23 protein-coding genes are annotated in these 25,425 nt (G+C 69.7%); 8 read left to right on the top strand and 15 right to left on the bottom strand.

What is annotated here, in order from left to right:
• The first annotated feature begins 30 nt into the window (after window positions 1-30).
• Both FIU88_RS10620 and FIU88_RS10615 read left to right on the top strand, forming a co-directional pair.
• The gene (locus FIU88_RS10620) at window positions 31-336 is read left to right on the top strand and encodes an antibiotic biosynthesis monooxygenase (protein ID WP_172977708.1); all 306 of its coding nucleotides are present in this window, start codon (window positions 31-33) and stop codon (window positions 334-336) included.
• A 123-nt stretch (window positions 337-459) separates the two neighbouring features.
• Window positions 460-1,152 carry an NAD(P)-dependent oxidoreductase gene (locus FIU88_RS10615; RefSeq protein ID WP_152479205.1) on the top strand — a complete coding sequence of 231 codons (693 nt, stop codon included), beginning with the start codon at window positions 460-462 and terminating at the stop codon, window positions 1,150-1,152.
• A gap of 67 nt (window positions 1,153-1,219) precedes the next feature.
• On the opposite strand, the gene FIU88_RS10610 is transcribed toward FIU88_RS10615, so the two are convergent.
• From FIU88_RS10610 to FIU88_RS10585, 6 genes are all read right to left on the bottom strand, one after another.
• Window positions 1,220-2,119 carry a hydroxymethylglutaryl-CoA lyase gene (locus tag FIU88_RS10610; RefSeq protein ID WP_152479204.1) on the bottom strand — a complete coding sequence of 300 codons (900 nt, stop codon included), beginning with the start codon at window positions 2,117-2,119 and terminating at the stop codon, window positions 1,220-1,222.
• 3 nt (window positions 2,120-2,122) lie between these two features.
• Window positions 2,123-4,186, bottom strand: a complete 2,064-nt coding sequence (locus FIU88_RS10605) for an acetyl/propionyl/methylcrotonyl-CoA carboxylase subunit alpha (RefSeq protein ID WP_152479203.1) — start codon at window positions 4,184-4,186, stop codon at window positions 2,123-2,125.
• On the bottom strand, window positions 4,183-4,992 hold the full coding sequence (locus FIU88_RS10600) for an enoyl-CoA hydratase-related protein (RefSeq protein ID WP_152480208.1): 810 nt from the start codon (window positions 4,990-4,992) through the stop codon (window positions 4,183-4,185). The genes FIU88_RS10605 and FIU88_RS10600 overlap by 4 nt, the downstream gene beginning before the upstream one ends.
• Before the next feature lie 41 nt (window positions 4,993-5,033).
• On the bottom strand, window positions 5,034-6,641 hold the full coding sequence (locus FIU88_RS10595; protein WP_152479202.1) for a carboxyl transferase domain-containing protein: 1,608 nt from the start codon (window positions 6,639-6,641) through the stop codon (window positions 5,034-5,036).
• Between the two features lie 56 nt (window positions 6,642-6,697).
• Window positions 6,698-7,867 (bottom strand): isovaleryl-CoA dehydrogenase, encoded by a 1,170-nt coding sequence (locus FIU88_RS10590; protein WP_016855339.1) that lies wholly within the window; start codon window positions 7,865-7,867, stop codon window positions 6,698-6,700.
• Window positions 7,868-8,174: 307 nt separating this feature from the next.
• Entirely contained in the window at window positions 8,175-10,118 is a 1,944-nt protein-coding gene (locus FIU88_RS10585) for a sigma-54-dependent Fis family transcriptional regulator (RefSeq protein WP_152480207.1), read from the bottom strand.
• A gap of 385 nt (window positions 10,119-10,503) precedes the next feature.
• On the opposite strand from FIU88_RS10585, the gene FIU88_RS10580 reads away from it, so the two are divergent.
• Complete coding sequence (locus tag FIU88_RS10580; RefSeq protein ID WP_152479201.1) at window positions 10,504-12,300, top strand: NAD(P)/FAD-dependent oxidoreductase; 1,797 nt, start codon at window positions 10,504-10,506, stop codon at window positions 12,298-12,300.
• A 76-nt stretch (window positions 12,301-12,376) separates the two neighbouring features.
• On the opposite strand, the gene FIU88_RS10575 is transcribed toward FIU88_RS10580, so the two are convergent.
• Both FIU88_RS10575 and FIU88_RS10570 read right to left on the bottom strand, forming a co-directional pair.
• Complete coding sequence (locus FIU88_RS10575) at window positions 12,377-12,676, bottom strand: hypothetical protein (RefSeq protein ID WP_253742504.1); 300 nt, start codon at window positions 12,674-12,676, stop codon at window positions 12,377-12,379.
• Window positions 12,677-12,897: 221 nt separating this feature from the next.
• Entirely contained in the window at window positions 12,898-13,884 is a 987-nt protein-coding gene (locus tag FIU88_RS10570) for a zinc-dependent alcohol dehydrogenase family protein (protein WP_152479200.1), read from the bottom strand.
• A 102-nt stretch (window positions 13,885-13,986) separates the two neighbouring features.
• On the opposite strand from FIU88_RS10570, the gene FIU88_RS19575 reads away from it, so the two are divergent.
• The 3 genes from FIU88_RS19575 to FIU88_RS10560 all read left to right on the top strand — a co-directional run bounded on the left by FIU88_RS19575 (window position 13,987) and on the right by FIU88_RS10560 (window position 15,248).
• Window positions 13,987-14,238 (top strand): LysR family transcriptional regulator, encoded by a 252-nt coding sequence (locus FIU88_RS19575; protein ID WP_367613885.1) that lies wholly within the window; start codon window positions 13,987-13,989, stop codon window positions 14,236-14,238.
• Between the two features lie 340 nt (window positions 14,239-14,578).
• The gene (locus tag FIU88_RS10565; protein ID WP_152479199.1) at window positions 14,579-14,863 is read left to right on the top strand and encodes a hypothetical protein; all 285 of its coding nucleotides are present in this window, start codon (window positions 14,579-14,581) and stop codon (window positions 14,861-14,863) included.
• Window positions 14,864-14,963: 100 nt separating this feature from the next.
• Window positions 14,964-15,248, top strand: a complete 285-nt coding sequence (locus tag FIU88_RS10560; protein ID WP_152479198.1) for a hypothetical protein — start codon at window positions 14,964-14,966, stop codon at window positions 15,246-15,248.
• A 102-nt stretch (window positions 15,249-15,350) separates the two neighbouring features.
• Here the strand turns inward: FIU88_RS10560 and FIU88_RS10555 are convergent, their stop codons facing one another.
• From FIU88_RS10555 to FIU88_RS10530, 6 genes are all read right to left on the bottom strand, one after another.
• The gene (locus tag FIU88_RS10555; protein ID WP_152479197.1) at window positions 15,351-16,316 is read right to left on the bottom strand and encodes an XdhC family protein; all 966 of its coding nucleotides are present in this window, start codon (window positions 16,314-16,316) and stop codon (window positions 15,351-15,353) included.
• 2 nt (window positions 16,317-16,318) lie between these two features.
• Window positions 16,319-18,574 (bottom strand): xanthine dehydrogenase family protein molybdopterin-binding subunit, encoded by a 2,256-nt coding sequence (locus FIU88_RS10550; protein ID WP_152479196.1) that lies wholly within the window; start codon window positions 18,572-18,574, stop codon window positions 16,319-16,321.
• Window positions 18,574-19,044 (bottom strand): (2Fe-2S)-binding protein, encoded by a 471-nt coding sequence (locus tag FIU88_RS10545; protein WP_152479195.1) that lies wholly within the window; start codon window positions 19,042-19,044, stop codon window positions 18,574-18,576. The genes FIU88_RS10550 and FIU88_RS10545 overlap by 1 nt, the downstream gene beginning before the upstream one ends.
• Window positions 19,045-19,085: 41 nt before the next feature.
• Window positions 19,086-19,712 carry an NTP transferase domain-containing protein gene (locus FIU88_RS10540; protein WP_152479194.1) on the bottom strand — a complete coding sequence of 209 codons (627 nt, stop codon included), beginning with the start codon at window positions 19,710-19,712 and terminating at the stop codon, window positions 19,086-19,088.
• Window positions 19,709-20,707 carry an NADP-dependent oxidoreductase gene (locus tag FIU88_RS10535; RefSeq protein ID WP_152479193.1) on the bottom strand — a complete coding sequence of 333 codons (999 nt, stop codon included), beginning with the start codon at window positions 20,705-20,707 and terminating at the stop codon, window positions 19,709-19,711. The genes FIU88_RS10540 and FIU88_RS10535 overlap by 4 nt, the downstream gene beginning before the upstream one ends.
• Window positions 20,708-20,847: 140 nt before the next feature.
• Window positions 20,848-21,900, bottom strand: a complete 1,053-nt coding sequence (locus tag FIU88_RS10530) for an NAD(P)-dependent alcohol dehydrogenase (RefSeq protein ID WP_152479192.1) — start codon at window positions 21,898-21,900, stop codon at window positions 20,848-20,850.
• A gap of 358 nt (window positions 21,901-22,258) precedes the next feature.
• Between FIU88_RS10530 and FIU88_RS10525 the strand changes: the two genes are divergently transcribed.
• A complete protein-coding gene (locus FIU88_RS10525; RefSeq protein ID WP_152479191.1) occupies window positions 22,259-23,155 on the top strand; it encodes an AraC family transcriptional regulator in 897 nt (298 codons plus the stop codon).
• A 165-nt stretch (window positions 23,156-23,320) separates the two neighbouring features.
• Here the strand turns inward: FIU88_RS10525 and FIU88_RS10520 are convergent, their stop codons facing one another.
• Complete coding sequence (locus FIU88_RS10520; RefSeq protein WP_152479190.1) at window positions 23,321-24,205, bottom strand: LysR substrate-binding domain-containing protein; 885 nt, start codon at window positions 24,203-24,205, stop codon at window positions 23,321-23,323.
• 5 nt (window positions 24,206-24,210) lie between these two features.
• Here FIU88_RS10520 and FIU88_RS10515 point away from each other — a divergent pair, with 5 nt between their 5' ends.
• Window positions 24,211-25,410 (top strand): DMT family transporter, encoded by a 1,200-nt coding sequence (locus tag FIU88_RS10515; protein WP_301339535.1) that lies wholly within the window; start codon window positions 24,211-24,213, stop codon window positions 25,408-25,410.
• Window positions 25,411-25,425: the final 15 nt, after the last annotated feature.

The following is a 25,425-nucleotide window of genomic DNA, read 5'->3' as shown; positions in this document are numbered from 1 at the left end:
GGAAAAACGACCACGATGGGAGGAAAGATCATGTTCGTGGCCATGTATGAGTTCGAGATCAAGGATGGCAAAGAAGCGGAATTTCGCGAAGCGTGGCTGGAAGTGACCAAAGCGATTTACCATCACTGTGGCAGCCTGGGCTCCAGGCTGCATAGAACCGATAACCCGAGTGTTCTGGTTGGCTACGCCCAATGGCCAAGCCGTGAGCAGTGGGAGAAGGACAAGGATGTAACAGACGAGCGGTATCTGTTGTCTCGTCAGAAAATGCGCGAGTGCCTGGTTCAATCAAGGACGATCCACACCTTGGACGTCTGTGATGACTATTTGCAGGCCTGAGGGACGACCGTCTTGGTGACCGGCGTCCCGGCGGGTGACGTACTGGCGGACCGCCTTGTGGGGGCACCCGGTCCAGGTCATCCGGCATCATGGGCCAGGCAGGGTGAGGGGAGGCATGAGGTCATGAAGGTCTGCATTGTCGGGGCGTCGGGCAAGCTGGGGCGGTACATGGTGCAGCAGGCGCTTGACCGGGGCTACGAGGTGGTCGGGGTGTGTCGCGAGAAGAGCGTGGGGAAGCTCGCCGCCTTCGAGGGACGCATGACGATCGTGCCCGGCGCGACGAACGATCCGGCGGTGATCAAGCAGGCGGTCGCCGGCTGCGACGGTGTGCTGACGGTGCTGGTGCCCTGGGGCGTTCAGCAGTACGCGACAGGAACCGCTCAGGCGGTGCTCGACCACGCCCGGCCGGGGGCGCGCCTCGTCTTTTCCTGTGGCTGGCATATCTCCCGCGATGGCCAGGACGTCTACCCCTGGAGGTTCAAGGCCGTCGTGGCGGTCTTCGGCTGGCTCGCGCGCCTGACCCGCTTCGCGGACCTGGATGATCAGGTCGAGACCTGCCGGCGCGTGTTCGAAAACGATACCCGCTGGACCGTCGTGCGGGGCATCGATCTTGAGGAGGGCGAGAGCCAGGGCCTGCCGGTGTGGTCCCGGCATGTCGGCGATCCCATCCTCGCCAGCAACCTCACCCGCCGGGTGGATTTCGCCCGCTTCATGGTGGCGGCGCTCGAAGATGAAGCGCTGATCCAGGAGGCCCCGGCCATCGTGGGGTGCCGGACGCCGTCGGCGCTTGCGCACAGCGGGGCCTCTTCCGCCTGACAAGCAAAGCTCCGAGCCGTTTATCCGGTTCGGGGGCGTGTCGTTTTGGGCGCGGCGGTTGGGGCGCTTACTTCGCGGCTAGCGCCACGCCTGCCTTGGAGCGGTTGGGCCGGTCGATGGCGCGGGTGATCCAGCTGCCGGTGGCGGCGAGCTTCTCGAGGTCGACGCCGTGTTCGATGCCGAGGCCGTTGAGCAGGTAGACCACGTCCTCGCTTGCCACGTTGCCGGAGGCACCCTTCGCATACGGGCAGCCGCCGAGCCCGGCCACGGAGCTGTCGATCACCGCGATGCCCTCCTCGAGCACGGCGTAGAGGTTGGCCAGCGCCTGGCCGTAGGTGTCGTGGAAATGGGCGCCGAGCCGCTCGATCGGTACCTCGCGGGCCACGGCTTCCAGCATGCGCTTGGCCTTGAGCGGGGTGCCGGTGCCGATGGTGTCGCCCAGCGAGACCTCGTAGCAGCCCATGTCGAACAGGGCCTTCGATACCTCGGCCACCCTGGCGGGGGCGATCTCGCCCTCGTAGGGGCAGCCGAGCACGCAGGAGACGTAGCCGCGCACGCGGACGTTGGCTTCGCGGGCGCGCTCCAGCACCGGGGCGAAGCGCTCGAGCGACTCGGCCACCGAGCAGTTGATGTTCTTCCGCGAGAACGCCTCGGAGGCGGCGCCGAACACCGCGACCTCGTCGACGCCACACTCCAGTGCGGTTTCCAGGCCCTTGAGGTTGGGCGTGAGGGCGGAGTAGGTCACGCCCTGGTGGCGGCGCAGGCCGTGCATCACCTCGCGGTGGTCGGCCATCTGCGGCACCCATTTGGGGGAGACGAAACTCGCCGCCTCGATGTGGGTGATGCCCGCCGCGCCCAGGCGGTCGATCAGGGCCAGCTTGGTGCCGGTGTCGATCGCCTCGGGCTCGTTCTGCAGCCCGTCGCGGGGGCCGACCTCGACCAGGCGAACGTGAGTGGGGAATGTCATGGCTTACTCCTCCGGCGCGAATTCCAGCAGCACGTCGCCCTGGCCGACGGTGTCGCCGGCGGCGAAGTGGAAGCATGCCACGTGGCCGTCGGCGGGGGCGGCCAGGGTGTGCTCCATCTTCATGGCCTCCATCACCATCAGCGGCATGCCTTTCTCGACTCGGCTGCCGGCCTCGGCCAGCAATGCCACCACGGTGCCGTGCATGGGCGCGGTGAGGGTGGACTCGGCCTCGCGCTGGCCTTGGTCGATGGCGTCGATGCGCCGCCAATAAAGGCGGGTCTCGCGCATCGGGTCGACCATCACCACCACGTTGCGCTCCCCACCTTCGCCCACGAGCCGTGCCTGAAGTCGGCGGCGGTGGCCGTCGATGGTCACCGCCACGGCGTCGCCCTCGAGCGGCTCGAGGGTAGCCTCGAACGTCTGGCCGTTCAGGCTCAGCTGCCAGGGGGCGGATTCGCGCTCGCGCCGGCCCTCGACCACCGTCACGCGCTCGGCGTCGTCCTCGTCCGTGGCATGCTCGGGCGCGCACAGGGCGATGCGGATGGTGTGGGGCGCGTTCAGGCGGAAGCCGTCGTGGCGGTCCCAGGGCGAGTCGCTCTCGCACTCCCGGGCCAGCTGATGCAGGCCGATCAGCGCCGCGGCGGCGTATTCCTCCGGCGCGGTCTCGCGCGCGGCGAACAGGGTGGCCTCGTGGCGCTCGATGAAGCGTGTGTCGAGCTCGGCGGCGCGGAAGGCCGGATGGCCGGCCAGTCGCTGGAGGAAGGCGCGGTTGGTGACCACGCCGCGCACGTCCAGCGCCGCCAGGGCGCGGTTGAGGGTGGCCAGGGCCTGGGCGCGGTCGTCGCCGTGCACGATCAGCTTGGCGAGCATCGGATCGTAGTGCATCGACACGGCATCGCCGCTCTCCACGCCGCTGTCGAGCCTGACCTTGTCGGCCTCCAGCCCGGCACCGGCGAGGTCCAGGGCGAAGCGGCTCAGGGTGCCGGTGGCGGGCAGGAAGTCCTGCGCCGGATCCTCGGCGTAGAGCCGCGCCTCGAAGCTGTGGCCGCCGATCGTCAGCTCGTCCTGGGCCAGCGGCAGCCGCTCGCCCATGGCCACGCGCAGCTGCCACTCGACCAGGTCCTGGCCGGTGATCATCTCGGTGACCGGGTGCTCCACCTGCAGGCGGGTGTTCATCTCCATGAAGTAGAACGAGCGATCCGCATCCAGCAGGAATTCGACGGTGCCGGCCCCCACGTAGCCGATCTCGCGGGCGGCGCGCACCGCGGCCTCGCCCATCTCGCGGCGCAGCGCCTCGGTCATGCCCGGCGCGGGCGCCTCCTCGAGCACCTTCTGGTGGCGGCGCTGCACGCTGCAGTCGCGCTCGAACAGGTAGACCCCGTTGCCGTGGCGGTCGCAGAACACCTGGACCTCCACGTGGCGCGGCTGCACCAGGTACTTCTCGATCAGCATGCGGTCATCATTGAAGGCGGCCTTCGACTCGCGGCGGCAGCCGTCCAGCGCGGCCTGGAACTCGCCGTCGTTCTCGACCACGCGCATGCCCTTGCCGCCGCCGCCGGCGCTGGCCTTGAGCAGCACCGGATAGCCGATGCGCCCGGCCTCATCAAACAGCAGGGCGTCGTCCTGGTTCTCGCCGTGGTAGCCGGGCACCAGCGGCACGCCGGCGTCCTGCATGCGCGCCTTGGCGGCGGACTTGTCGCCCATGGCGGCGATGGCCGGGGCGGGCGGGCCGACGAAGACGATGCCGGCGGCCTCCAGCGCCTCGACGAAGGCGCCGTTCTCGGACAGGAAACCGTAGCCGGGGTGGATGGCGCCGGCGCCGGTGCGCCGCGCGGCCTCGATCACCGCCTCCACGTTCAGGTAGCTCTCGCGGGCGGCGGCCGGGCCCAGGCGCACGGCCTCGTCGGCCTCGCGCACGTGGCGGGCGCCCGCATCGGCGTCGGAGTAGACCGCCACCGTGCGCAGGCCCATGCGCCGCGCGGTGCGCATCACGCGGCAGGCGATCTCGCCGCGGTTGGCGACCAGCAGGGTGTCGAAGCGCGGGGCGGAAGGGGGCGTGGGACTCATGAATGGCGCTCCGTGTCGGAATCCGGGGCCCAGGCGGGGCGGCGTTTTTCGAAGAAGCTGGCCAGGCCTTCCTGGCCCTCGTGGCTCACCCGCAGCTCGCTGATGATGCGGCAGGTGTGGTCGCGGGTGGCGTTGCTGTCGGGCTCGCGGGCGACCTCGGCCAGCAGCGCCTTGGTGGCGCGGCTGGCCTGGGGCGAGGTGGCCAGCAGGGTGTCGATCATGGCGTCTACGGTGGCGTCCAGGGCGTCGGGCTCGACCACGCAGTGGGCGAGGTCCAGCTTCTGGGCGGTGGCGGCGTCGATGACCTCGGCGGTCAGGGCGTAGCGGCGCAGCTGCCGCTCGCCGATGGCACGCTGCACGTAGGGGCTGATCACCGCCGGCGACAGGCCGATCCGGACCTCGGAGAGGCAGAAGCGGGCCTTCTCGGAGGCGACGACGATGTCGCAGCAGGCGGCCAGGCCGACGGCGCCGCCGAAGGCCGCGCCCTGCACGCGGCACACGGTCGGGCAGGGCAGGGTGTCGAGGCCGTGCATCAGCGCCGAGAGCTCGCGGGCGTCGGCCAGGTTGTCCTCGAAGTCGTAGTCGGCCATGCGCTTCATCCAGTGCAGATCAGCGCCGGCGGAGAAGTTCCTGCCTTTCGAGGCCAGCACCAGCAGGCGCACCTCGCCGCGGTGGGCGAGCTCGCCGGCGCGGCGCAGGTGGTCGTTGAGCTCGCCGATCAGGTGGTCGTCGAAGGCGTTGTGGACCTCGGGGCGGTCGAGGGTCAGCCGGGCCACGCCGCGGTCGTCGATCTCGAGGTGGCACATCGGGGGGCGGGATTCGGTGTCGGTGTGCATGGCGATCTCCCTCACATCCGGAACACGCCGAAGCGCGTGTCTTCGACGTCCGCGTTCATGGCGGCGGCCAGCGACAGGCCCAGCACGTCGCGGGTCTGGGCCGGGTCGATCACGCCGTCGTCCCACAGCCGGGCGCTGGCGTAGGTGGGGTGGCCCTGGTGCTCGTACTGGTCGCGGATCGGCTGCTTGAAGGCGTCCTCGTCGTCGGCGCTCCACTCGCTGCCGTCGCGCTCGAACTGCTCGCGCTTGACCTGGGCCAGCACCCCGGCGGCCTGCTCGCCGCCCATCACCGAGATGCGCGCGTTGGGCCACATGAACAGCAGGTTGGGGTCGTAGGCGCGGCCGCACATGCCGTAGTTGCCGGCGCCGAAGCTGCCGCCGATCAGCACGGTGAACTTGGGCACCCTGGCGCAGGCCACGGCGGTGACCAGCTTGGCGCCGTGCTTGGCGATGCCCTCGTGTTCGTACTTCGAGCCGACCATGAAACCGGTGATGTTCTGCAGGAAGATCAGCGGGATCTTGCGCTGGGCGCAGAGCTCGATGAAGTGCGCGCCCTTGAGCGCGCTCTCCGAGAACAGCACGCCGTTGTTGGCGACGATGCCCACCGGATGGCCGTGCAGGTGCGCGAAGCCGGTGACCAGGGTGTCGCCGTAGTCGCGCTTGAACTCGTCGAAGGCCGAGTCGTCGACCAGCCGGGCGATCACCTCGCGGGCGTCGAAGGGCTTCTTCAGGTCGGTACCGACGATGCCGTAGAGCTCCTCGGGGTCGAGGCGCGGCGGTTTCGAGGCCTGCATGGCGAGCCGGCCGCGCTTCTGCCAGTTGAGCCGGGCCACGCAGCGCCGGGCCAGCTGCAGGGCGTGGGCGTCGTTCTCGGCGTAGTGGTCGGCCACGCCGCTGATGCGGGCGTGGACGTCGGCGCCGCCCAGGTCCTCGGCGCTGATCGACTCGCCGGTGGCGGCCTTCACCAGCGGCGGGCCGCCGAGGAAGATGGTGCCCTGCTCGCGGACGATGATCGATTCGTCGGCCATGGCCGGCACGTAGGCGCCGCCGGCGGTGCACGAGCCCATCACCACGGCGATCTGCGGGATGCCCTCGGCGGAGAGCGTGGCCTGGTTGTAGAAGATGCGGCCGAAGTGGTCGCGGTCGGGGAAGACCTCGTCCTGGCGCGGCAGGAAGGCGCCGCCGGAGTCGACGAGATAGAGGCACGGCAGGCGGTGCTTGCGGGCGACCTCCTGGGCGCGCAGGTGCTTCTTCACCGACAGCGGGAAGTAGGTGCCGCCCTTGACCGTGGCGTCGTTGGCGACGATCACGCACTCCACGCCCGAGACGCGGCCGATGCCGGTGACCACGCCGGCGGCGGGCACCGGGTCGTCGTAGACCTCGTGGGCGGCCAGCGCCGAGAGCTCGAGGAACGGCGAACCCTCGTCGAGCAGGTGGTCGATGCGGTCACGCACGAACAGCTTGCCGCGGGCCTCGTGGCGCTGGCGCGCCTTCTCGCCGCCGCCCTGGGCGATGGCGGCGGTCAGCTCGCGCAGCTTGCCGACCTCGGCGCGCATCGCCGCGTCGTTGGCCTGGAAGCCCTCGCTGCGCGGATTGATCTGGGTGTTCAGAATGGCCATCAATGGCTCCTTCAGTACCTCACCGATGAACTAGCGGGATGAGCGCCGCCATCCCCTCAAGCGGATTCGTTGAAGACCTCGCGGCCGATCAGCATGCGGCGAATCTCGCTGGTGCCGGCGCCGATCTCGTAGAGCTTGGCGTCGCGCAGCAGCCGCCCGGTGGGGTATTCGTTGATGTAGCCGTTGCCGCCGAGCAGCTGGATGGCGTCCAGCGCCACCTGGGTGGCCTTCTCGGCGCAGTAGAGGATCACGCCGGCGGCGTCCTTGCGTGAGGTGTGGCCCCGGTCGCAGGCGCCGGCCACGGCGTAGAGATAGGCGCGGCAGGCGTTCAGGGTGGTGAGCATGTCGGCCACCTTGCCCTGGACCAGCTGGAACTCGCCAATGGCCTGGTCGAACTGCCTGCGCTCGTGGATATAGGGCACCACCACGTCCATGGCGGCCTGCATGATGCCGATGGGGCCGGCGGCCAGCACGGTGCGCTCGAAGTCGAGCCCGCTCATCAGCACCCGCGCGCCCTTGTTGACCTCGCCGAGCACGTTCTCGGCCGGCACCTCGCAGCCCTGGAACACCAGCTCGCAGGTGTTGGAGCCGCGCATGCCGAGCTTGTCGAGCTTCTGGGCGGTGGAGAAGCCGGGCATGTCCTTCTCGATGATGAAGGCGGTGATGCCCTTGGAGCCGGCGTCGGGATCGGTCTTGGCGTAGACCACCAGCACGTCGGCGTCGGGGCCGTTGGTGATCCACATCTTGTTGCCGTCGAGGATGAAGCGGTCGCCTTCCTGGCGGGCGCGCAGTTTCATGGACACCACGTCGGAGCCGGCCCCCGGCTCGGACATGGCCAGCGCCCCCACGTGCTCGCCGCTGATCAGCCTCGGCAGGTACTTCGCCTTCTGGGAGGCCGAGCCGTTGAGCTTGAGCTGGTTCACGCACAGGTTGGAGTGGGCCCCGTAGGAGAGCCCCACCGAGGCGCTGGCGCGGGAGATCTCCTCCATGGCGATGCAGTGGGCGAGATAGCCCATGCCGGCGCCGCCGTCCTCTTCGGGCACGGTGATGCCGAGCAGGCCCATGTCGCCGAACTTCCGCCACAGGTCGGCGGGGAAGGCGTTGTTCGCGTCGATCTCGGCGGCGCGCGGGGCGATCTCGTCGCGGGCGAAGGCGTTGACGTGATCGCGCAGCATGTTGAGCTCGTCGTCGAGGCCGAAGTCGAGGGGGGTATAGGGGGCGTGCATGGCGGCGATCTCCGTTCGTTGTGTGTCGGTCCGGGAGCATTCGAGTGCTCGGCTGTTCTGGTCCAGCCTAGGATTGGTTGACGTTAACGTAAAGTGCAGCCTTTGGGGCCTAGACCAAGGTCGTGATCGTGCAGGATGGCGATAGTGAAGAGCCGTGATCGAGAAGAGCCCTGCCTTGAGCATAGAAGCCGGACGGCATCAGGAAGAACCGGAGTGAAGGTCGGCGAGGGGGCGGAGTGAGTTGGCGCAGCGAGTCGGCGCAAGCGGGAGGCGGCGGAAGCAGGGGAGCATCCGCCGCCCTGGTGCCCTACGAGACGGGCCGGTGATTGGGCGCCACCAGGCCGTGGCGGCGCATGCGGCGATAGACGGTGGGGCGCGAGACGCCGAGCTGGCGGGCGACCTGGCTGATGTTCCAGGCCGAGCGCCTGAGCAGCTCGAGCAGCGCCTGGCCGTCCGCCGAGGGCGCGGCAGATGCCGAGCTGGGTGCCGAGCCAAGCGACGCCGGTGCCGTGAGGGTGGTGGGCCCGGCGGCGCCGTGGCAGGCCTCGGGCAGGTCGTGAAGGGTGATCTCGTCGCCCTCCGCGGTGGCCATGGCGAAGGCCAGCGCGTTTCTGAGCTGGCGGATATTGCCCGGCCAGTCGTGGGCCAGCAGCGCGCTCATGGCGTCGGCGCGCAAATGGTGTGACTGGCCGCGTTCGGCCTGGAGCTCGTCGTGGACGCGGCGAATCACGTAGTGCCGGTCGGCGCGCTCGCGCAGCGCGGGCAGGCGCAGTTCGGCGCCGTTGAGACGGTAGTAGAGGTCCTCGCGGAAGTCGCCGGCACGGATCAGCTCGGTCACGTCGCGGTGGGTGGCGGTGACCACGCGGATGTCGACCCTGACCGGCGTCTCGGCGCCCAGCGGCATCACCTCGCGCTCGGCCAGCACGCGCAGCAGGCGGGTCTGCAGCGTCAGCGGCATGTCGCCGATCTCGTCGAGGAACAGGGTGCCGCCGTCGGCCTGCTGGATCAGCCCGCGCATGCCCTTGGGCCGCCCCCCGGTGAAGGCACCGGGCAGATAGCCGAACAGCTCGCTCTCGATCAGCGCTTCGGGAATGGCCGCGCAGTTCACCGCCACGAAGGGCGCCTGGGCCCGCGGACCGCTGTCGTGCAGGGCGCGGGCCAGCACCTCCTTGCCGGTGCCCGTCTCGCCGCGGATCAGCACGCTCACGGTCTCGTTGCGCAGCCGCCGGGCCAGCTTGAGCAGGCGGTGCATCGCGGGATCGTCGGCGGCGAGCCGGTCCAGCGCCGGCACCGAGGCATCGCGCGGGGCCGCCGTGGTGGTGGCCTTCGGCGGGCGGCCGCGCGGCTCGAGCAGGGTGACGAAGCAGGTCGCGTCGTTGGCCCGGGCGCGAAACGCGCGGATCTGATCCTCGCCCGCGGCCGGAATGCCCAAGAGGTCGCCGAGCTCGGCGTCGAACAGCTGGGTGGCGCCGGGCAGGCAGGCCGCCGACCAGGGCGGCCAGCGGCGCAGGTGGGCGTCGATCAGGGCGCGGCCCTCGTGATTGGCGGCGATCAGGCTGCCGTCCTCCTGTATGGCGATCAGCCCGCGGCCGTTCAGGTGCACGAATTCCCGGGCGCTGTCGAAGCGCAGGATCAGGCTGTCCCGGTAGCGGTGCAGGAAGTAGGCGTCCTCGATCATCCGCGCGTGCAGGTTGACCAGCGACAGGGCGAAGGTCTGGCTCTCCTGGGTGCGCGGCGACTGCAGGGCGGAGATGTCCAGCACCGCCATCACCCGGCCCTGGGGATCGGTGATCGGCGCCGCCGTGCAGGTCAGGTCGATGTGGGTGGCGTCGAAGTGTTCGCCCTGGTGGCAGGTGATGGCCTGGCCGTCGTGCAGGCAGGTGCCCACCGCACAGGTGCCGGCGTGGCGTTCGTCCCAGTCGGCGCCCAGGTAGAGCCCGGCACGGCGCAGGGCCCGGTCCTGCTCGGACTGGCCGCGAAAGGCCACGGTGATGCCGCGCCGGTCGGTGAGCAGCAGCGCGTAGCCGAGCCGGGCGACCTGGCCGTAGAGGCGATCGACCCCGGCGCGGGCCACGTGCAGCAGCTCGTCCACCGATTCCTGGTGGTCGCGCAGCGCCTGCTGGGTGAGCACCCGCACCGGCCGCGGGTGGCAGGGATCGAGCCGATACTCGCCCAGACAGCGCTGCCAGGAGCGGCGAATGACGTCGCGGTGTTCGGCAGGGCCGGCGTCGCGGCCTTCGCCCAGCCGCATCAGGGTCCGGATGTGCTGGCGTTTCTCGGGTTGCAGAGCCAAGGCTGCCTCCGCTCGGGCCGCCTGATGGCGGCTCTTGTGATGTTGTTGTGATGTGTCGATGCGCTCCGTTCAGCCTATGCCGCTGGGCGCGGGCGTCAATCGGCGCGGGCTTCGCCCTTGGTCGGGGGTGACAGGTGTAACGCGGGCTGTCACGGCGTACGGGGTACAGCTGTGACATCGCGCCGTGCACTGGCGTGTCGATCCGGCGCGTGATGGTTGAGCTTTTATCTTTTTTATCAGTGCCTTGCTATCTATACATGACGATCTGGCACGAATGCTGCCAGTGACTGGGGGCGTGACCCGATAACGATCACACATCACCAATAACAAGCGGAGAGACGCCATGACCGCACGCACGCCCACTCAGATCGCCCGGCAATGGCTCGATGACTTCGATGCCGCCCTGACGCGCCGCGATATCGCCCGGGTGCTCTCGCTGTTCGGCGAGGAATGCTACTGGCGCGACCTGGTCGCCTTCACCTGGAACCTCAAGACGCTGGAAGGCCCGGACGAGATCCAGTCGATGCTCGATGCGACACTGGATCGCGTCGCGCCCTCGAACTGGCAGCTGGACGGCGAGGCCAGCGAGGCCGGTGGCGTCGTCGAGGCCTGGTTCACCTTCGAGACCGCCGAGGCGCGGGGCAAGGGCCTGCTGCGCCTGAAGGACGGCCGCTGCTGGACGCTGCTGACCGTCATGAGCGAGCTCAGGGACTTCCCCGAGCCCAGCGGCCTCAAGCGTCCCATGGGCGCCGAACACGGCGCCAACAAGGCACGCGAGACCTGGCTGGAGGCCCGCCAGCGCGAGGAGGCCGAGCTTGGCTACGAGCGTCAGCCCTACTGCGTGATCATCGGCGGCGGTCAGGGCGGCATCGGCCTGGCGGCGCGCCTGCGGCAGATGAACGTGCCGACCATCGTGATCGAGAAGAATCCGCGGGCGGGGGACTCCTGGCGCAACCGCTACAAGTCGCTGTGCCTGCACGATCCGGTCTGGTACGACCACATGCCCTACCTTCCCTTCCCGGACAACTGGCCGGTGTTCGCGCCGAAGGACAAGGTCGGCGACTGGCTGGAGATGTACACCAAGGTGATGGAGCTCAACTACTGGAACTCCACCGAGTGCGAGAGCGCGCGCTTCGACGAGGCCAGCGGCGAGTGGGTGGTCGAGGTCAATCGCGACGGCGAGCGCGTGACCCTGCGGCCGAAGCAGCTGGTGCTGGCCACCGGCATGTCCGGCATGCCCAACGTGCCGCAGTTCCCCGGTGCCGAGACCTTCGAGGGCGAGCAGCAGCACTCCAGCCAGCACCCGGGGCCGGATGCCTATCGCGGCAAGAGGGTCGTGGTGGTGGGCGCCAACAACTCCGCCCACGACATCTGCGCGGCGCTGTGGGAGCACGACGCCGACGTGACCATGCTGCAGCGTTCCTCCACCCACGTGGTGAAGTCCGACTCGCTGATGGAAGAGGCGCTGGGGCCGCTGTACTCCGAGCAGGCGCTGCAGAACGGCATCGACCATCACAAGGCCGACCTGATCTTCGCCTCGATTCCCTACAAGGTGCTGCCGGACTTCCAGCGTCCGGCCTTCGATGCCATCCGCGAGCGCGACGCCGACTTCTATCGCCGGCTCGAGGCGGCCGGCTTCCTGCTCGACTTCGGCGCCGACGACTCGGGGCTGTTCCTGAAGTACCTGCGTCGCGGCTCCGGCTACTACATCGACGTGGGCGCCTGCGAGCTGGTGGCCAACGGCGACATCAAGCTGCGCAGCGGCGTGAGCATCGAGCGCATCAACCCGCACTCGGTGACCCTGACCGACGGCTCGGAGCTGCCCGCGGACCTGATCGTCTACGCCACCGGCTACGGCTCGATGAACGGCTGGGCGGCCCGGATCATTTCCCAGGACGTCGCCGACAAGGTCGGCAAGTGCTGGGGACTCGGTTCCGACACGCCCAAGGACCCAGGGCCCTGGGAGGGCGAGCTACGCAACATGTGGAAGCCGACCCAGCAGCAGGCGTTGTGGTTCCACGGCGGCAACCTGCATCAGTCCCGCCACTACTCCCACTACCTGGCGCTGCAGCTCAAGGCCCGTCAGGAGGGCATTCCCACGCCCGTCTATGGCCTGCAGGAGGTCAATCACCTGAGTTGATCCGGCTCGCACTCAGCGGCAGCCCATAACGCGCCGGCCCGCTCCGTTTCGCCACGGAGGGGGCCGGCGCGTCCTGTCATTCGCTGGCCGGCCTGGGCGTGCAGCCCGTCATGCCGTCGATGGTCGCCACGATCCTCATGCATGTCTCGGCGTTCAGTGCATCGGCATGGGGCGACGCGAAGCGCTTGGCGTCGTTGTCGAAGTATCGCCCATTGGCCTTCGAGAACTCGGCGTCGAGCGCTGCACGGACCAGGATGTCCGCGCCGATCTGGAGGTCGTTGCCCGCGACACCGAAGCCCTCTTTCACCATCTTGCTGCCGAGCAGGGAGCCCGGGTTGATGGCGATGATGGCCGGGGCCCGGTCGTTCAGCGTCATGGCCAGGTGGCGCGACCACATGGTGAGGGCCAGCTTGCTCTGAGCGTAGGCGGAAGAGCATCCAGCCATCGCCATGGCCGGCGATCCACACCGGGCTCTGCTGGCTACCGCCCGTCACGATCAGCGGCAGCCGGCACGATGCCGGTTTCGGCAGCATGTCCATGGTGCCCTCGAGGCGCCCGTGGCGATGGCCGGGGGCACGCCCACCGGCAGGTGGCGACTCAGATCTCCACCACGACCTTGCCGGTCGCCTGGCCGCTGGCGAGGCGGGCATGGGCCTCGCCGACCCGGTCCAGCGGGTAGCGCGGCGAATCCAGCAGCGGCTTGAGGCCACCGGCGTCGACGATCGCGGCGAGCTCGCCGAGGATGCGGCCGTGGGTCTCGCGCTGGTGGTCGTGCAGCATGGGGATCAGCATGAACACCACGTGCAGCGAGAGTCCCTTGAAGTGCGCGGCGTTGAGATCCAGTTCGAGCATCGACACGGTCGTGGCGACCTGGCCGTTCAGCGCCGCGGCCTCGAAGGAGTTGGCCAGGTTGGCGCCGCCCACCGAGTCGAAGACGATGTCGAAGCCGGCGCCGCCGGTGTGTCCGGCGACATAGTCGGCCACGGGCTGCGCCCTGTAGTCGATCGACCGGGCACCCAGCGACTCGACCAGCGCATGATGCTCATCGCGTCCGACGGTGGCCGAGACGCGCCCGCCGAAATGACGAGCGAGCTGCACGGCGACATGGCCGACGCCGCCTGCGCCCCCGTGCACCAGCACCGTCTTGCCCTGGCCGATGCCGGCGCGCATCAGCCCCTCATAGGCGGTGATGCCGACCAGCGGCAGCGCCGCGGCCTCCGCCATGCTCAGGGTGGCGGGCTTGTGGGCGATCAGGCGGGCATCGGCCGCCATGTATTCGGCCAGGGCCCCGGGCAGGTCGGCCAGGCCACCGGCGCAGCCGTACACCTCGTCGCCTACCGTGAAACCGCCGACGCCTTCTCCCACGGCTTCCACCGTGCCGGCGAAGTCCATGCCCAGCAGGGCGGGTGTCGCGGGGGAGAGGGGCAGCTCGGGCCCCATCTGGCGGATCATGGTGTCGACGGTGTTGACGCTGGTGGCGGCGACGCGCACCAGCACCTGACCGGGGGCCGCCTGGGGCGTGGGCAGCTCGGCGGGCTCGAAGACCTCGGGACCACCAAACTCGTGGATCAGCATCGCTTTCATGGGGAAACGTCCTCTCGTTGGATCACCGAGAGAAGAGTAATTGCGGTGCTCATGGTTTATAACCCAGGGTGATTCACAATCACTTTTTTGCTTTTGTTGAAAGTGGGCGATGAATCACGGCCATCTCAAGCTCTTTCTCGGCCTCGCCTCGACCCACCACATCCGTCGCGCGGGGCGGAAAGTCGGGGCTCACCCGCGCTGGCCAGTGCCCGGATCCGCAAGTGGGAGGACACCCCGGGAGTGCGGCTGGTGCATCGAACGACGCGCCGCGTGTCCCTGACGGAGGACGTCAAGGCGTTCTCCGGGCACGCCCTCGAGGCCTCGGCACAGGGCGGCGCCGATGCCAGTCGCTGATGCCCCTTCTGGCACAAGGTAGCGAGAGGGTGATGGGCTCCGGCGCCTGGTCGATCGTCGCCCTCAGGCCTCTGACCCGATCCTTCCGCCGGCGCTCCTGCGCAGGCAGGGCGGGAGGCGTGGTCTGCTCGGTGCCGGTCTTATTCTGCCGTTCTTTCCTCCCTTCGCTGTGACGCGTCCGAGCTGGCTCGGCGCGTGGAGACGCTATTCCTTTCTATAAATTCGAAAATATATTTCGAATTAAGCCGCTTTTGTTCGTAAGAGTTGGAATTTAAGCTGACTAACAACTAGTCAGACAGCAAAGCTCTTCACACGAATGCCGATTCACAGGAGATCCCACATGAACACCAAGCTGACCCTTTCCGCGCTGTTGATCGCCGCACTGCCGCTGGCCGCCCAGGCCGATGACAACGCCACCCAGCGCGCCCTGAAGCTGAACCAGCAGCCGATTGCCGCCCAGAGCCAGCAGGCCCCGTCCGTGACGTTCGAGGCCGAGCAGGTCAACGGCGACAGCCAGGCCATGCAAGAGGCCCGCGCCAAGCAGCTGAGCCGCAGCCGCAGCATCGAGACGCGCTTCGAGGTTTCCGGCGACGAGCTGGCGCCGGCCAAGCAGGCCACCACCTGAGAGGTCCTGACCCAGACAAGGCCCTTTCCCGAGATAGCGCCGGGGCGGGCCTGACTGACGCCACCTGACACGCGTTTAACACTATGGAGGAGACGCATCCATGAATACCAAGCTAACCTTTTCCGCACTGCTGATTGCCGCACTGCCGCTGGCCGCCCAGGCCGGTGACAACGCCACCCAGCGCGCCCTGCAGCTGAACCAGCAGCCGGTCGCCGCCCCGAGCCATCAGGCACCGTCCGTGACGTTCGAGGCCGAGCGGGTCAACGGCGACAGCCAGGCCATGCAAGAAGCCCGCGCCGAACAGCTGAGCCGCAGCCGCAGCATCGAGACCCACTTCGAGGGCTCCGGCGACGAGCTGGCGCCGGCCAGGCGCGCCACGACGTAAGCGGGCCACCAGCGCAAGACCGCTCGATCCGCGCCGGAACGAACAAGGCCCCGCCAAGCGGGGCCTCGTTCGTTGATGCGCGCTCGTTCGCGTGAGTGGCTGTCACTTGCCGCGCATCACCCGCACGATGTCGCTCACCGTCGCCAGGGCGATCTCGGCCGGTGTCTTGCTGCCGAGATCCAGTCCGATCGGCATGTGGATGCGTGCGAGGGACGCCTCGTCGATGCCGCCGCTGCGCCTGAGGCGCTCGGCGCGTTTCTCCGAAGTGCGCCGGGAGCCCATGACGCCGATGTAGAAGGCCTCGCCGCGCACGGCCTCGAGCATGGTCAGGTCGTCCAGGCGCGGGTCGTGGGTGACGGCGACCACCGCCGTCATGCGGTGCGCCCCCTCGCGGCGCAGGAACTCGCTCGGCAGCTCGCGGTGGCCGTGGGCGCCGCCGAGCTCGATGCCTTCCCAGGTCTCGGGACGCGGATCGCACACTATCACCTCGAAGCCCAGCGCCAGGCCGAACTGCACGCAGAACTGGCTGACCGGCGAGAGGCCGGCGACCAGCAGCCGCGCGGCGGGGCCGACATGAAGGCGCACCGCCTGCTCGTCGCGGACCACTCCCGGCCCCATGGCCGCCGCCACCTGCCAGTGGCTCTCGCCGTCGTCGAGGGCCACGCGGCGCTCCAGCAGCTGGCCGCCCTGCAGCGCCTCGGCGTAGGCCTCGAGCTCGTCGGCCACCGAGGCGGCGCCGGCCGGCCAGTGCTCGATCAGCACCTCGAGCCGCCCCTCGCAGGGCAGGCTCACCCGGCTGCCGTGCAGCGCATCGGCACCGTCGCCGTAGGCGATGACCTGGGCCGGCGCGCGGAAGTCGCCCGCCGCGAGCCGCTCCAGGAAATCCTCCTCCACGCAGCCGCCGGACAGCGAGCCCACATGGCGGCCGTCGGCCCGGGCGACCAGCAGGGCGCCCGGTTCGCGCGGCGCCGAGCCGAAGGTCGAGAGCACCGTGCACCACCAGAGGTCATGCCCCTCGGCGTGCCAGCGCCGCGCGGCCTCGACCACCTCCAGGTCCAGTGCGCGCATGGTCAGCCCCTGAGCTGGTTGGCGATCGGCAGCCGACGAATGCGCTGGCCGGTGGCGGCGAAGATGGCGTTGGTCACCGCCGGTGCCAGCGGCGGCACGCCGGGCTCGCCGACCCCGGTGGGCGCCTCGGCGGAGGGCGCGATATGCACCTCGATCTCGGGCATCTCGTTCAAGCGCAGCACCTGGAAGTCATGGAAGTTCGACTGCTGCACCTGGCCGTCGTCGAGGGTCAGCTCGCTGTGCAGCGCCGCCGCCAGGGCGAAGCCGATGCCGCCTTCCATCTGGGCGCGGATCACGTCCGGGTTGATCGCCAGGCCGCAGTCCACCGCGCACACCACCCGGTCGACCTTGAGCCGGCCGTCGGCGTCGACCGAGACCTCGGCGACCTGGGCGACGTAGCTGGCGAAGGACTCGTGGACGGCGATGCCGCGGCCCCGCTTCACACCTTCGGCGCCGCCTTCCAGCGGCGTCGACCAGCCGGCCTTCTCGGCCGCCAGATCGAGCACGCCCTGCCAGCGTGGATGCCGATCGAGACGCTCGCGCCGGTACTGGTAGGGGTCACGGCCCGCCGCCACGGCGGCCTCGTCGATCAGGCTCTCGGTGGAGAAGCCGGTGTGGGTGTGGCCCACGGAACGCCACCACTGCACCGGCACGCCGATCTCCTTGGGCGTGTGCAGCTCGACGCTGAGCGACGGCACGCCGTAGGCCAGGTCGGCGACGCCCTCGACGGAGGTGGCGTCGATGCCGTCCTTGACCATCGCCGACTCCATGGCGGTGCCGGTGAGGATCGACTGGCCGACCAGGCGCTGGTGCCAGGCGGTCAGGTTGCCGTCGGCGTCCAGGGCGAGGCGGGCGCGGTGATAGTTGAACGGGCGATAGTGGCCGCCGCGGGTGTCGTCCTCGCGGGTCCAGACCATCTTGATCGGCACGGCCTGGCCCTGGTCGCGAGCGGCCTTGGCGATGGCCGCGGCCTCCAGCACGTAGTCGCTGATCGGGTTGGCGCGACGGCCGAAGCTGCCGCCGGCGAACAGCTGCTGGATGCGCACCTGCTCCGGCGGCAGGTCGAGCAGCTTGGCCACCGCCTGCTGGTCGAGGGTCTGCCACTGCTCGCCGTTGAGGATGTTGACGTGATCGTCCTGCAGGTCGACCACGCAGTTGAGCGGCTCCATGGCGGCGTGGGCCAGATAGGGCACCACGTAGTCGGCCTCGATGACCTGGGCGGCTTCGTCCAGCGCGGCGGCGGCGTCGCCTCGGTCGGTGACCGTGTCGCCGGGTCGGCCGGCGCGCTCGCGGTAGTCGGCCTCCATCGCCTCGCTGCTCATGGTGAAGGCCTGGCTGTCGTCCCACTCGAGGGCCAGGGCGTCACGGCCCTTGATGGCGGCCCAGGTGTTGGTGGCCAGCACCGCGACCAGGTCGCCGTCGCGGGTCGGGGAGGGGAAGCGCACGCTGGCCACCACGCCCGGCACCTCGAGCGCCTCGGCGTCGTCGACGCCGGTCAGCCGGCTGCCGAAGCGTGCCGGGTGTGCCGGCACGGCGATCAGCATGCCGTCGAGCTGCACGTCCTGGGTGAAGCGGGCGCTGCCGTCGGTCTTGGCCGGGCTGTCCTGGCGCATCAGCCGCTGCTTGCCGATCAGCGTGAACCGCTCGGGCGACTTCAGCGTGACCTCGTCGGGCACCGGCTGGTCGGCGGCGGCCTCGGCCAGTTCGCCGAAGCCGAGCTCGCGCCCGGAGGCCTCGTGGATGACCCTGCCCCGGTGGACGCCGAGGCTGCCCGGCGAGACATCGAGCCGCTCGGCGGCGGCGGCCACCAGCATGGCCCGGGCCTTGGCGCCGGCCTGGCGCATCTGCTCGAAGGAGTTGGCGATGGAGGTGCTGCCGCCGGTGCCCTGGATGCCGAACGCGAGATTCTGGTAGCGCTGGGTGTTGGCCGGGGCGCCCTCGACGCGCACCGAGGCCCAGTCGGCGTCGAGTTCCTCGGCGACCAGGGTGGCGAGCCCGGTGTAGGTGCCCTGGCCCATCTCGATGTGCTTGGCGATCACCACCACCTCGCCTTCCGGCGTCACGCGCACGAAGGCGTTGGGCGCGAACTCCCCGTTGTCGCCGGCGGCCCTGGCGCGGCTATCGCGGCCCAGCAGCGGGGCGATGTAGAGGCCCAGGGCGAGCCCGGCGGAGCCCTTCATGAAGCCGCGGCGGCTGACGTTGACCGTCGACAGGGCGGCCGCGGCGCGTGACTGGGCGTGCTGCTTCAAGACGTGCATCAGGACACCTCCTGGCCGAGGGAGGCCGCGGCCTCGTGGATGGCGGCGCGAATGCGAACATAGGTGGCGCAGCGGCAGAGGTTGCCGCTCATGGCGCCGTCGATGGCGCTGTCGTCCGGCTCGGGGTTGCCCTGCAGCAGGGCGGTCGCCGACATGATCTGGCCGGACTGGCAGTAGCCGCACTGGACCACGTCGAGCTCGCGCCAGGCCTTCTGCACGCTGGCCCCGGTCGGGTCGTCGCCGATGGCCTCGATGGTGGTGATCTCGCGATCGCCCACCGCAGCAATCGGCGTGATGCAGCTGCGGGTGGCCTGGCCGTCCAGGTGCACGGTACAGGCGCCGCACAGGCCGCGGCCGCAGCCGTACTTGGTGCCGGTGAAGCCGACCAGATCGCGGATCGCCCACAGCAGGGGCATGTCGGCCGGGGCATCCACCTCGTGGGTCTGCCCGTTGATGGTGAGGGTCGTCACGGTCGTTCTCCTGTTATCGTTCTTGGTGCTTGCGCATCCGGTCAGTCTAGTCGCCGTCTGCGCGAGACAGGGCGGCGAGACAGGGCGGAGAGGTCGTCGGCCACGTCGATATCGAGATGGATGCCGGGATCGTCGATCTCGAGCGCATGGCAGCGTGCGCGGTGGCGGCCGACGACGCGTCGCGCGCCTTCGTCGCCGCCGAGGGCGGCAAGCTCCGCCCAGAAGTCGCGGCCGAACAGCACCGGATGGCCCGCTCGGCCGGCGTGCCGGGGGCGGACGATGCGTCCGGGGGCGGCCCGATCGCGCAGTGCCTCGAGCGTCGCGGGGGCGATGTTCGGCATGTCGCCGAGCAGCACCGCCGCGGCGGGCGCCTCGGCCAGGGCGGGATCGGCGGCCAGCGCGGTGAAGGCGTCGGCCAGGCTGGCGCCCAGGCCGTCCGCGGCACGGGGCGCGCGCAGGATCGGCGTGTCGGCGGGCAGGCCCAGGGCGACGGGCTCGTCGTCCTCGCGCAGCACCACCCGCAGACGCGAAAAGGCCGCCGACGCCGTGGAAAGCGTGGCGGCCAGCAGCGTCCGGCCCGATGGCAGCCGGGCCAGGCGCTTGTCCGCGGCGCCGAAGCGTCGGGAGGCGCCGGCGGCCAGGATCACCGCCACCGGCGCCTGGCTCATAGCCGAACCAGCATCTTGCCGCGATTGCCGCCTTCGAACAGCTGCAGGAAGGCACCCGGCGTCTGCTCCAGGCCTTCCACCACGGTCTCTTCATAGTCGAGCCGGCCGGCGGCCACCTGGGGGCCGACTTCCTCGAGGAACTCGGGGTAGTGCGCCCAGTGATCGAAGACGATGAAGCCTTCCATGCGGGCGCGGCGGATCAGGATCATCGCCAGGTTGCCCGGCCCGGCGCTCGGGGCTTCGGCGTTGTAGCGGGAGATCATGCCGCATACCGCGATGCGCGCGCCGACCCTCAGGGTGTTCAGCGCCGCCTCGAGGCAGGTGCCGCCGACGTTCTCGTAGTAGACGTCGAAGCCCTCGGGGCAGGCCTCGTTGAGGGCCGCGGTGAGCTGGGCGGTGTCCTTGCCCTTGTAGCTGACGGCCTTGACGCCATGCGCCTCGAGCCAGTCGAGCTTGTCCTGGGTGCCGGCGATGCCGACCACGGTGCCGCCCTTGGCCTTGGCCAGCTGGACGGCCAGTGAGCCCACCGCGCCGGCGGCGCCGCTGACCAGCACGTTGTCGCCTTCCTTCATCTCGGCGATGCGGTTCAGGCCGGCCCAGGCGGTCATGCCCGGCATGCCCAGCACGCCCAGGTAGGCCTGTTCCGGCACGTCGAAGGCGGGCAGGCGTTCGACCCGCTCGGCGGGCAGCTGGGCGACGTCGCGCCAGCCGCCCATGTGACGGACCTTGGTGCCCGTCGGGAAGGCCTCGGCGCGCGACTCGATGATCTCGCCGATGGCCGCGCCTTCCAGCGGGGCACCCAGCGTGAAGGGCTCGATATAGGTGGCCACGCCGCTCATGCGGCCGCGCATGTAGGGGTCCACCGACAGCCAGGTGTTGCGCACCCGGACCTCGCCTTCGGCCAGCGCCGGCAGCTCGGCGCTTTCCAGCGCGAACAGCTCGCGTTCCGGTGTGCCTTCGGGATGGGCGTGGATGGTGACGTAGCGTGACTGCATGTCGTGCTCTCCTGGTGGAGGATGGCGAGAGTGGTGCGGTTCAAAGCCTACGCCATGGCGGCGATCGTCGGCCAGCGAGCCGCAGGCACGACGCCGCCGGCCGCCCACAAGGGCGGCCGGCGGTCGGGGCGATCGAGAGATCAGTCCTTGAGCGAGGCCATGTCGATGACGAAGCGGTAGCGGACGTCACCCTTCTGCATGCGGTCGAAGGCGGTGTTGATGTCCTGCATGTCGATCATCTCGACGTCGCAGCGGATATCGTGCTCGGCGCAGAAGTCGAGCAGCTCCTGCGTCTCCTCGATGCCGCCGATCAGCGAGCCGGCCAGCACGCGGCGCTTGAACACCAGGTTGAAGGCCTGAATCGCCGGCTCGATGGGCTCGAGCAGGCCGACCAGGATGTGGGTGCCGTCGTACTTCAGGGCGCCCAGGTAGGGGTTCAGATCGTGCTGCACCGGCACGGTGTCGAGCATGAAGTCGTAGGTCTCGGCGACCGCGGCCATCTGCGCCTCGTCGCTGGAAACGACCACATGATGGGCGCCGTGGCGACGGGCTTCCTCGACCTTGGCTTCGGAGCGGGTGAACACGGTGACCTCGGCGCCGAGCGCCTTGGCCAGTTTGACGCCCATGTGGCCGAGGCCGCCCATGCCGATCACGCCGACCTTGTCGCCGGCCTTCACGCCGTAGTGCTTGAGCGGCGAATAGGTGGTGATGCCGGCGCACAGGATCGGCGCGGCGGAGGCCAGGTCGATGCCTTCCGGCATGCGCAGCACGAAGTGCTCGCTGACCACGATCTGGTCGGAGTAGCCGCCCTGGGTGAAGGTGCCGTCCTGGCGGTCATCGCCGCCGTAGGTCATGGTGAAGCCTTCGAGGCAGTACTGTTCGACGCCGTCCTCGCAGGGCTTGCAGTGGCGGCAGGAGTCGACCATGCAGCCCACGCCGACGATATCGCCGACCTGGAACTTGCTGACCTCGCCGCCCACGGCGGTGACGCGGCCGACGATCTCGTGGCCGGGCACCACGGGATAGCGGCTCATGCCCCAGTCATCCCGGGCGAAGTGCAGGTCGCTGTGGCAGACGCCGCTGTAGAGGATCTCGATGGCGACGTCGTCCGCGCGCGGCTCGCGGCGTTCGAAGGTGAACGGCGCCAGGGGCTTGTCGGCGGAAAAGGCAGCGTACGCTTTGGTCTCGCTCATGGTGGTTCCTCCTTGCGGTGAGGGTGTCCTGAATGACGGGCGGGCCGCCATCAGAATAAGACGTTGGACATTATGGGAACTGGGACGGCGGTCATGGACCGATGTTCCTCCGGCGTTTTTGCTCGTTTCTCCGAAGGAGCGCATCCCGGGCGCGTCGACGGCGTGAAAAATCGTCATGATCGGACGAACGCGACGCCCCGTTGCCGATGGAGCGCATTATGCGCCGGTACCAGAGCGATGGGGACCGATGTTCCTCCGTCGTTTTTGCCAATTTCTTCAGGCTGGGGCACCATGGCGACAGAAATGTCGCCTGAATCATCCCAATCGTGTGGCCGTGGCCGCATCAGAGGCTCCGTCAATGCCCGTCACCCATGCCCATGAATGTCCGCTGATCGGCCTGATCGCGCCGCTGGTCGAGCGCGACGGCTATTCGCCGACCACGCTGCCGTCGGTCACGCTGATGGCCTCGCATCGGCCCATCGTGCGCACGCCGCTGATGTACGAGCCTAGCCTGATCATCGTCGCCCAGGGCCGCAAGATCGGCTATCTCGGCGACCGCGAGATCCATTACGGCCCCGGCCAGTATCTGGTGCAGACGCTGCCGCTGCCCTTCGAATGCGAGACCCATGCCTCGGCCGAGTCGCCGCTGCTGGGCGTGTCGATTCGCCTCGATCCGGCGCTGCTCGGTGAGCTGGTGACGGCCATGGGCGAGCGCAGCGCCGACGAGGCCTCGCCGGTGCCGATGGATTCCGTCTCGATGACCGATGGCATGGGCGAGGCGGTGCTGCGGCTGCTGCGGACCCTGCATGATCCCGCCGAGGCCGCCGCCATGGGGCCGCTGCGCGTGCGTGACGTGGTGTTCGAGGCGTTGCGCGGCGAGCAGGGCCCGGCGCTGCGGGCGCTGGTGCACCACCAGGGACACTATTCGCGGATCGTGCAGGTGCTGTCCTGGCTGCACGGCCACTTCGCCGAGGAGGTCTCGGTGGAGGCTTTGGCCCGCCAGGCCAGCATGAGCCCCTCGACCTTCCATCAGCACTTCAAGCAGGTGGCTCAGGCCTCGCCGCTGCAGTATCTGAAGCGGCTGCGGTTGATCAAGGCGCAGCAGCTGCTGGTGCAGGAAGCCAGCAACGTCAACCAGGCCGCGGAGGCGGTAGGCTATCGCAGCGTGTCGCAGTTCAGCCGCGACTATAAGCGCTGTTTCGGCACTGCGCCGCTGCAGCATCGCAAGGAAGAGCGGGCGCTGCAGGCGTCGTGATATCTCGCGAGGGGTAAACGTCATCACATCGCTTCCGCGCGCTCAGCCATTGGCTCGCTTCTGCCGGGCGGCCAGCGGGAGCACGGCATGGGCGCGGCGGATACCGTCGACGGCAGGCAGGCATCCCCGGCCGAGACGGGGAATCTCGACAGTCGATCCCACTCCTCAGCCGCGATGCCCCAGACGCGCCCGGATCATCTCGCCCAGCGCCTCCACCGCCGGCCAGGACGTCGCGCTGACGCCGCGCCCGTAGTGCAGCTCGGCATGGCAGTCCGCCAGCCGCGGCAGGCCCTCGGCGTCACCCAGCTCGCGCATGGCCGGCGTCAGTCGGTCCTGCTCCAGGATGCTGACGGCCAGCCCCGCTTCCACGGCGGTCTCCAGCGCGTGGATGCTGGTGCTGGTGAAGACCGCATGCCAGGGGCGACGCTCGGCTTCCAGCGCCTCGATGCCCAGCTGGCGGTAGGGGCAGTCCACCGGATGCAGCGCCAGCGGCAGCGGCGCGTCCGCCGACAGCGACAGATCGCGGGCGCCGGCCCACACCGGTGAGGTGCGCCACAGCCGTTCGCCGCCGCTCAGTCGATGGGGCCGATCCAGCGCCACGATCAGCGACAGATCGCCCCGCTCGAGGCGTCGGGCCAGCTGGCCGCTGGTCGCGGTCACCGCTTCCAGCACCACGTCGGGATGCCGGGCCAGGAAGTCCGGCAACAGGCGCCCCACCAGGTGGCTGGCGAAGTCCTCCGGCATGCCGAAGCGCACGCGACCGGACAGGCCGCGGCCGCTGATCCTGGCCACCAGGCCGTCGTGGCGGCGCAGCAGTTCGCGGGCCTCGCCAAGCAGCGCGTCGCCGCTGGCGGTGAGCGTCATTCCCCGGGCGCCGCGTATCATCAGCCGGGTGCCGAGGTGCGTCTCGAGGCGCTTGATCTGCATGCTCAGGGCGCCGACGGTGCGATGCCGTTGCTCGGCCGCCGCGGCCAGCGATCCCAGCCGCGCCACCGCCACGAAGCTCCGCAGTGCCTCGAGATCCAGCGTTTGGGTCAAGGCTTCAGCCATGCTGAATGCTCACTCCAATAAGTTTCGATTCCCTGAAAACACTAACCGGCGCAGACTCGCCTCCGCAAGCTCGACGGGAGGTGATCAGGATGCTGGCAACGAGAGAACGCACAACGCGGTGGCGTGCCCCCAGGCATTTCGGTGGCCTGGCCGTCGGGCTGGGCTTCGTGATCTGCTGGAGTAGCGGCTTCGTGGGCAGTCGCTTGGCCGTGGCCGTCGAGACGCCGGCGCTGTCGCTCTACGCCTGGCGCTTCGCCGTGGCGACCCTGCTGGCCGTCCTGTGGGGGCTGATCGCGAGCCGCGGCCGGCTTTCCCTGTCGCCCCGTGGCCTGGCACATGAGGCGCTGGTGGGCAGCCTCACCATGGGCGGCTATCTGCTGGCCATGCTGCTGGCCGTGGAACACGGCGTCAGCGCCGGCGTGGCGGCCCTGATCGGAGCCCTGCAGCCGCTGGCCGCGACGCTGCTGGCCGGACGCCTGCTGGGTGAACGCCCCCGGGTGGCGCAGTGGCTGGGACTGAGTGTGGCGACCCTGGGGGCGGGGTTGAGCGTGCTGGATGATCTGCACCGCGTGGGCGGTGCGCCGCTCTGGGCCTATGGTCTGCCGCTGCTGGCGGTGGCCGCGGTGAGCCTCGGCAGCGTGCTGAGCGCCGGACGTCCTCCGGCCTTGCCCATGCCGATGCGGCTGACCGCCCAGCTGATGGCGGCCACGCTGGTCTTCGCCCTGGCCGCCTGGCTGAGCGGCCAAGGGCTGTCGGCCCCGCGACCGACGATGGACACGCTGGCCGCCCTGGGCTGGCTGATCGTGCTGGCGACCTTCGGCGGCTACGGCTTCTTCAATGCCAGCCTGCAGCGCTTCGGGGTCGGGCAGAGTGCGGCGCTGGTGGCGTTGACGCCGGCCGTGACGCTTGTCGCCACGCTGCTGCTGTTCGGCGAGTGGCCAGGCGTGGCGGGCAGCGTCGGCATGGTCATGGGGCTCGCCGGTGCCCTGGTCGCCCTGGCCAGCGGCCAACGTCGCGGGCGCGGTGCCGGCGGCCATGTCGCCACGGCCCGCCCGGTCGCATCGCGAGCCGCGCGCCGCCGCATCCGGCCAAATGCCCGTCAGGAAGGCCCGGGTCCGGCGCGTCCGGTGACCCAGGACGAGGGCCGCGCGAGCGGCGCGGCGGCGAACCGACAGACGCGGCCGGACGACCAGCACCGACGCTGAGCAGGCCGCGTTCGG

This window comes from Halomonas sp. THAF12, assembly GCF_009363675.1.
Lineage (GTDB): Bacteria > Pseudomonadota > Gammaproteobacteria > Pseudomonadales > Halomonadaceae > Halomonas > Halomonas smyrnensis.
This window is presented reverse-complemented; position numbering and strand designations above follow the sequence as displayed.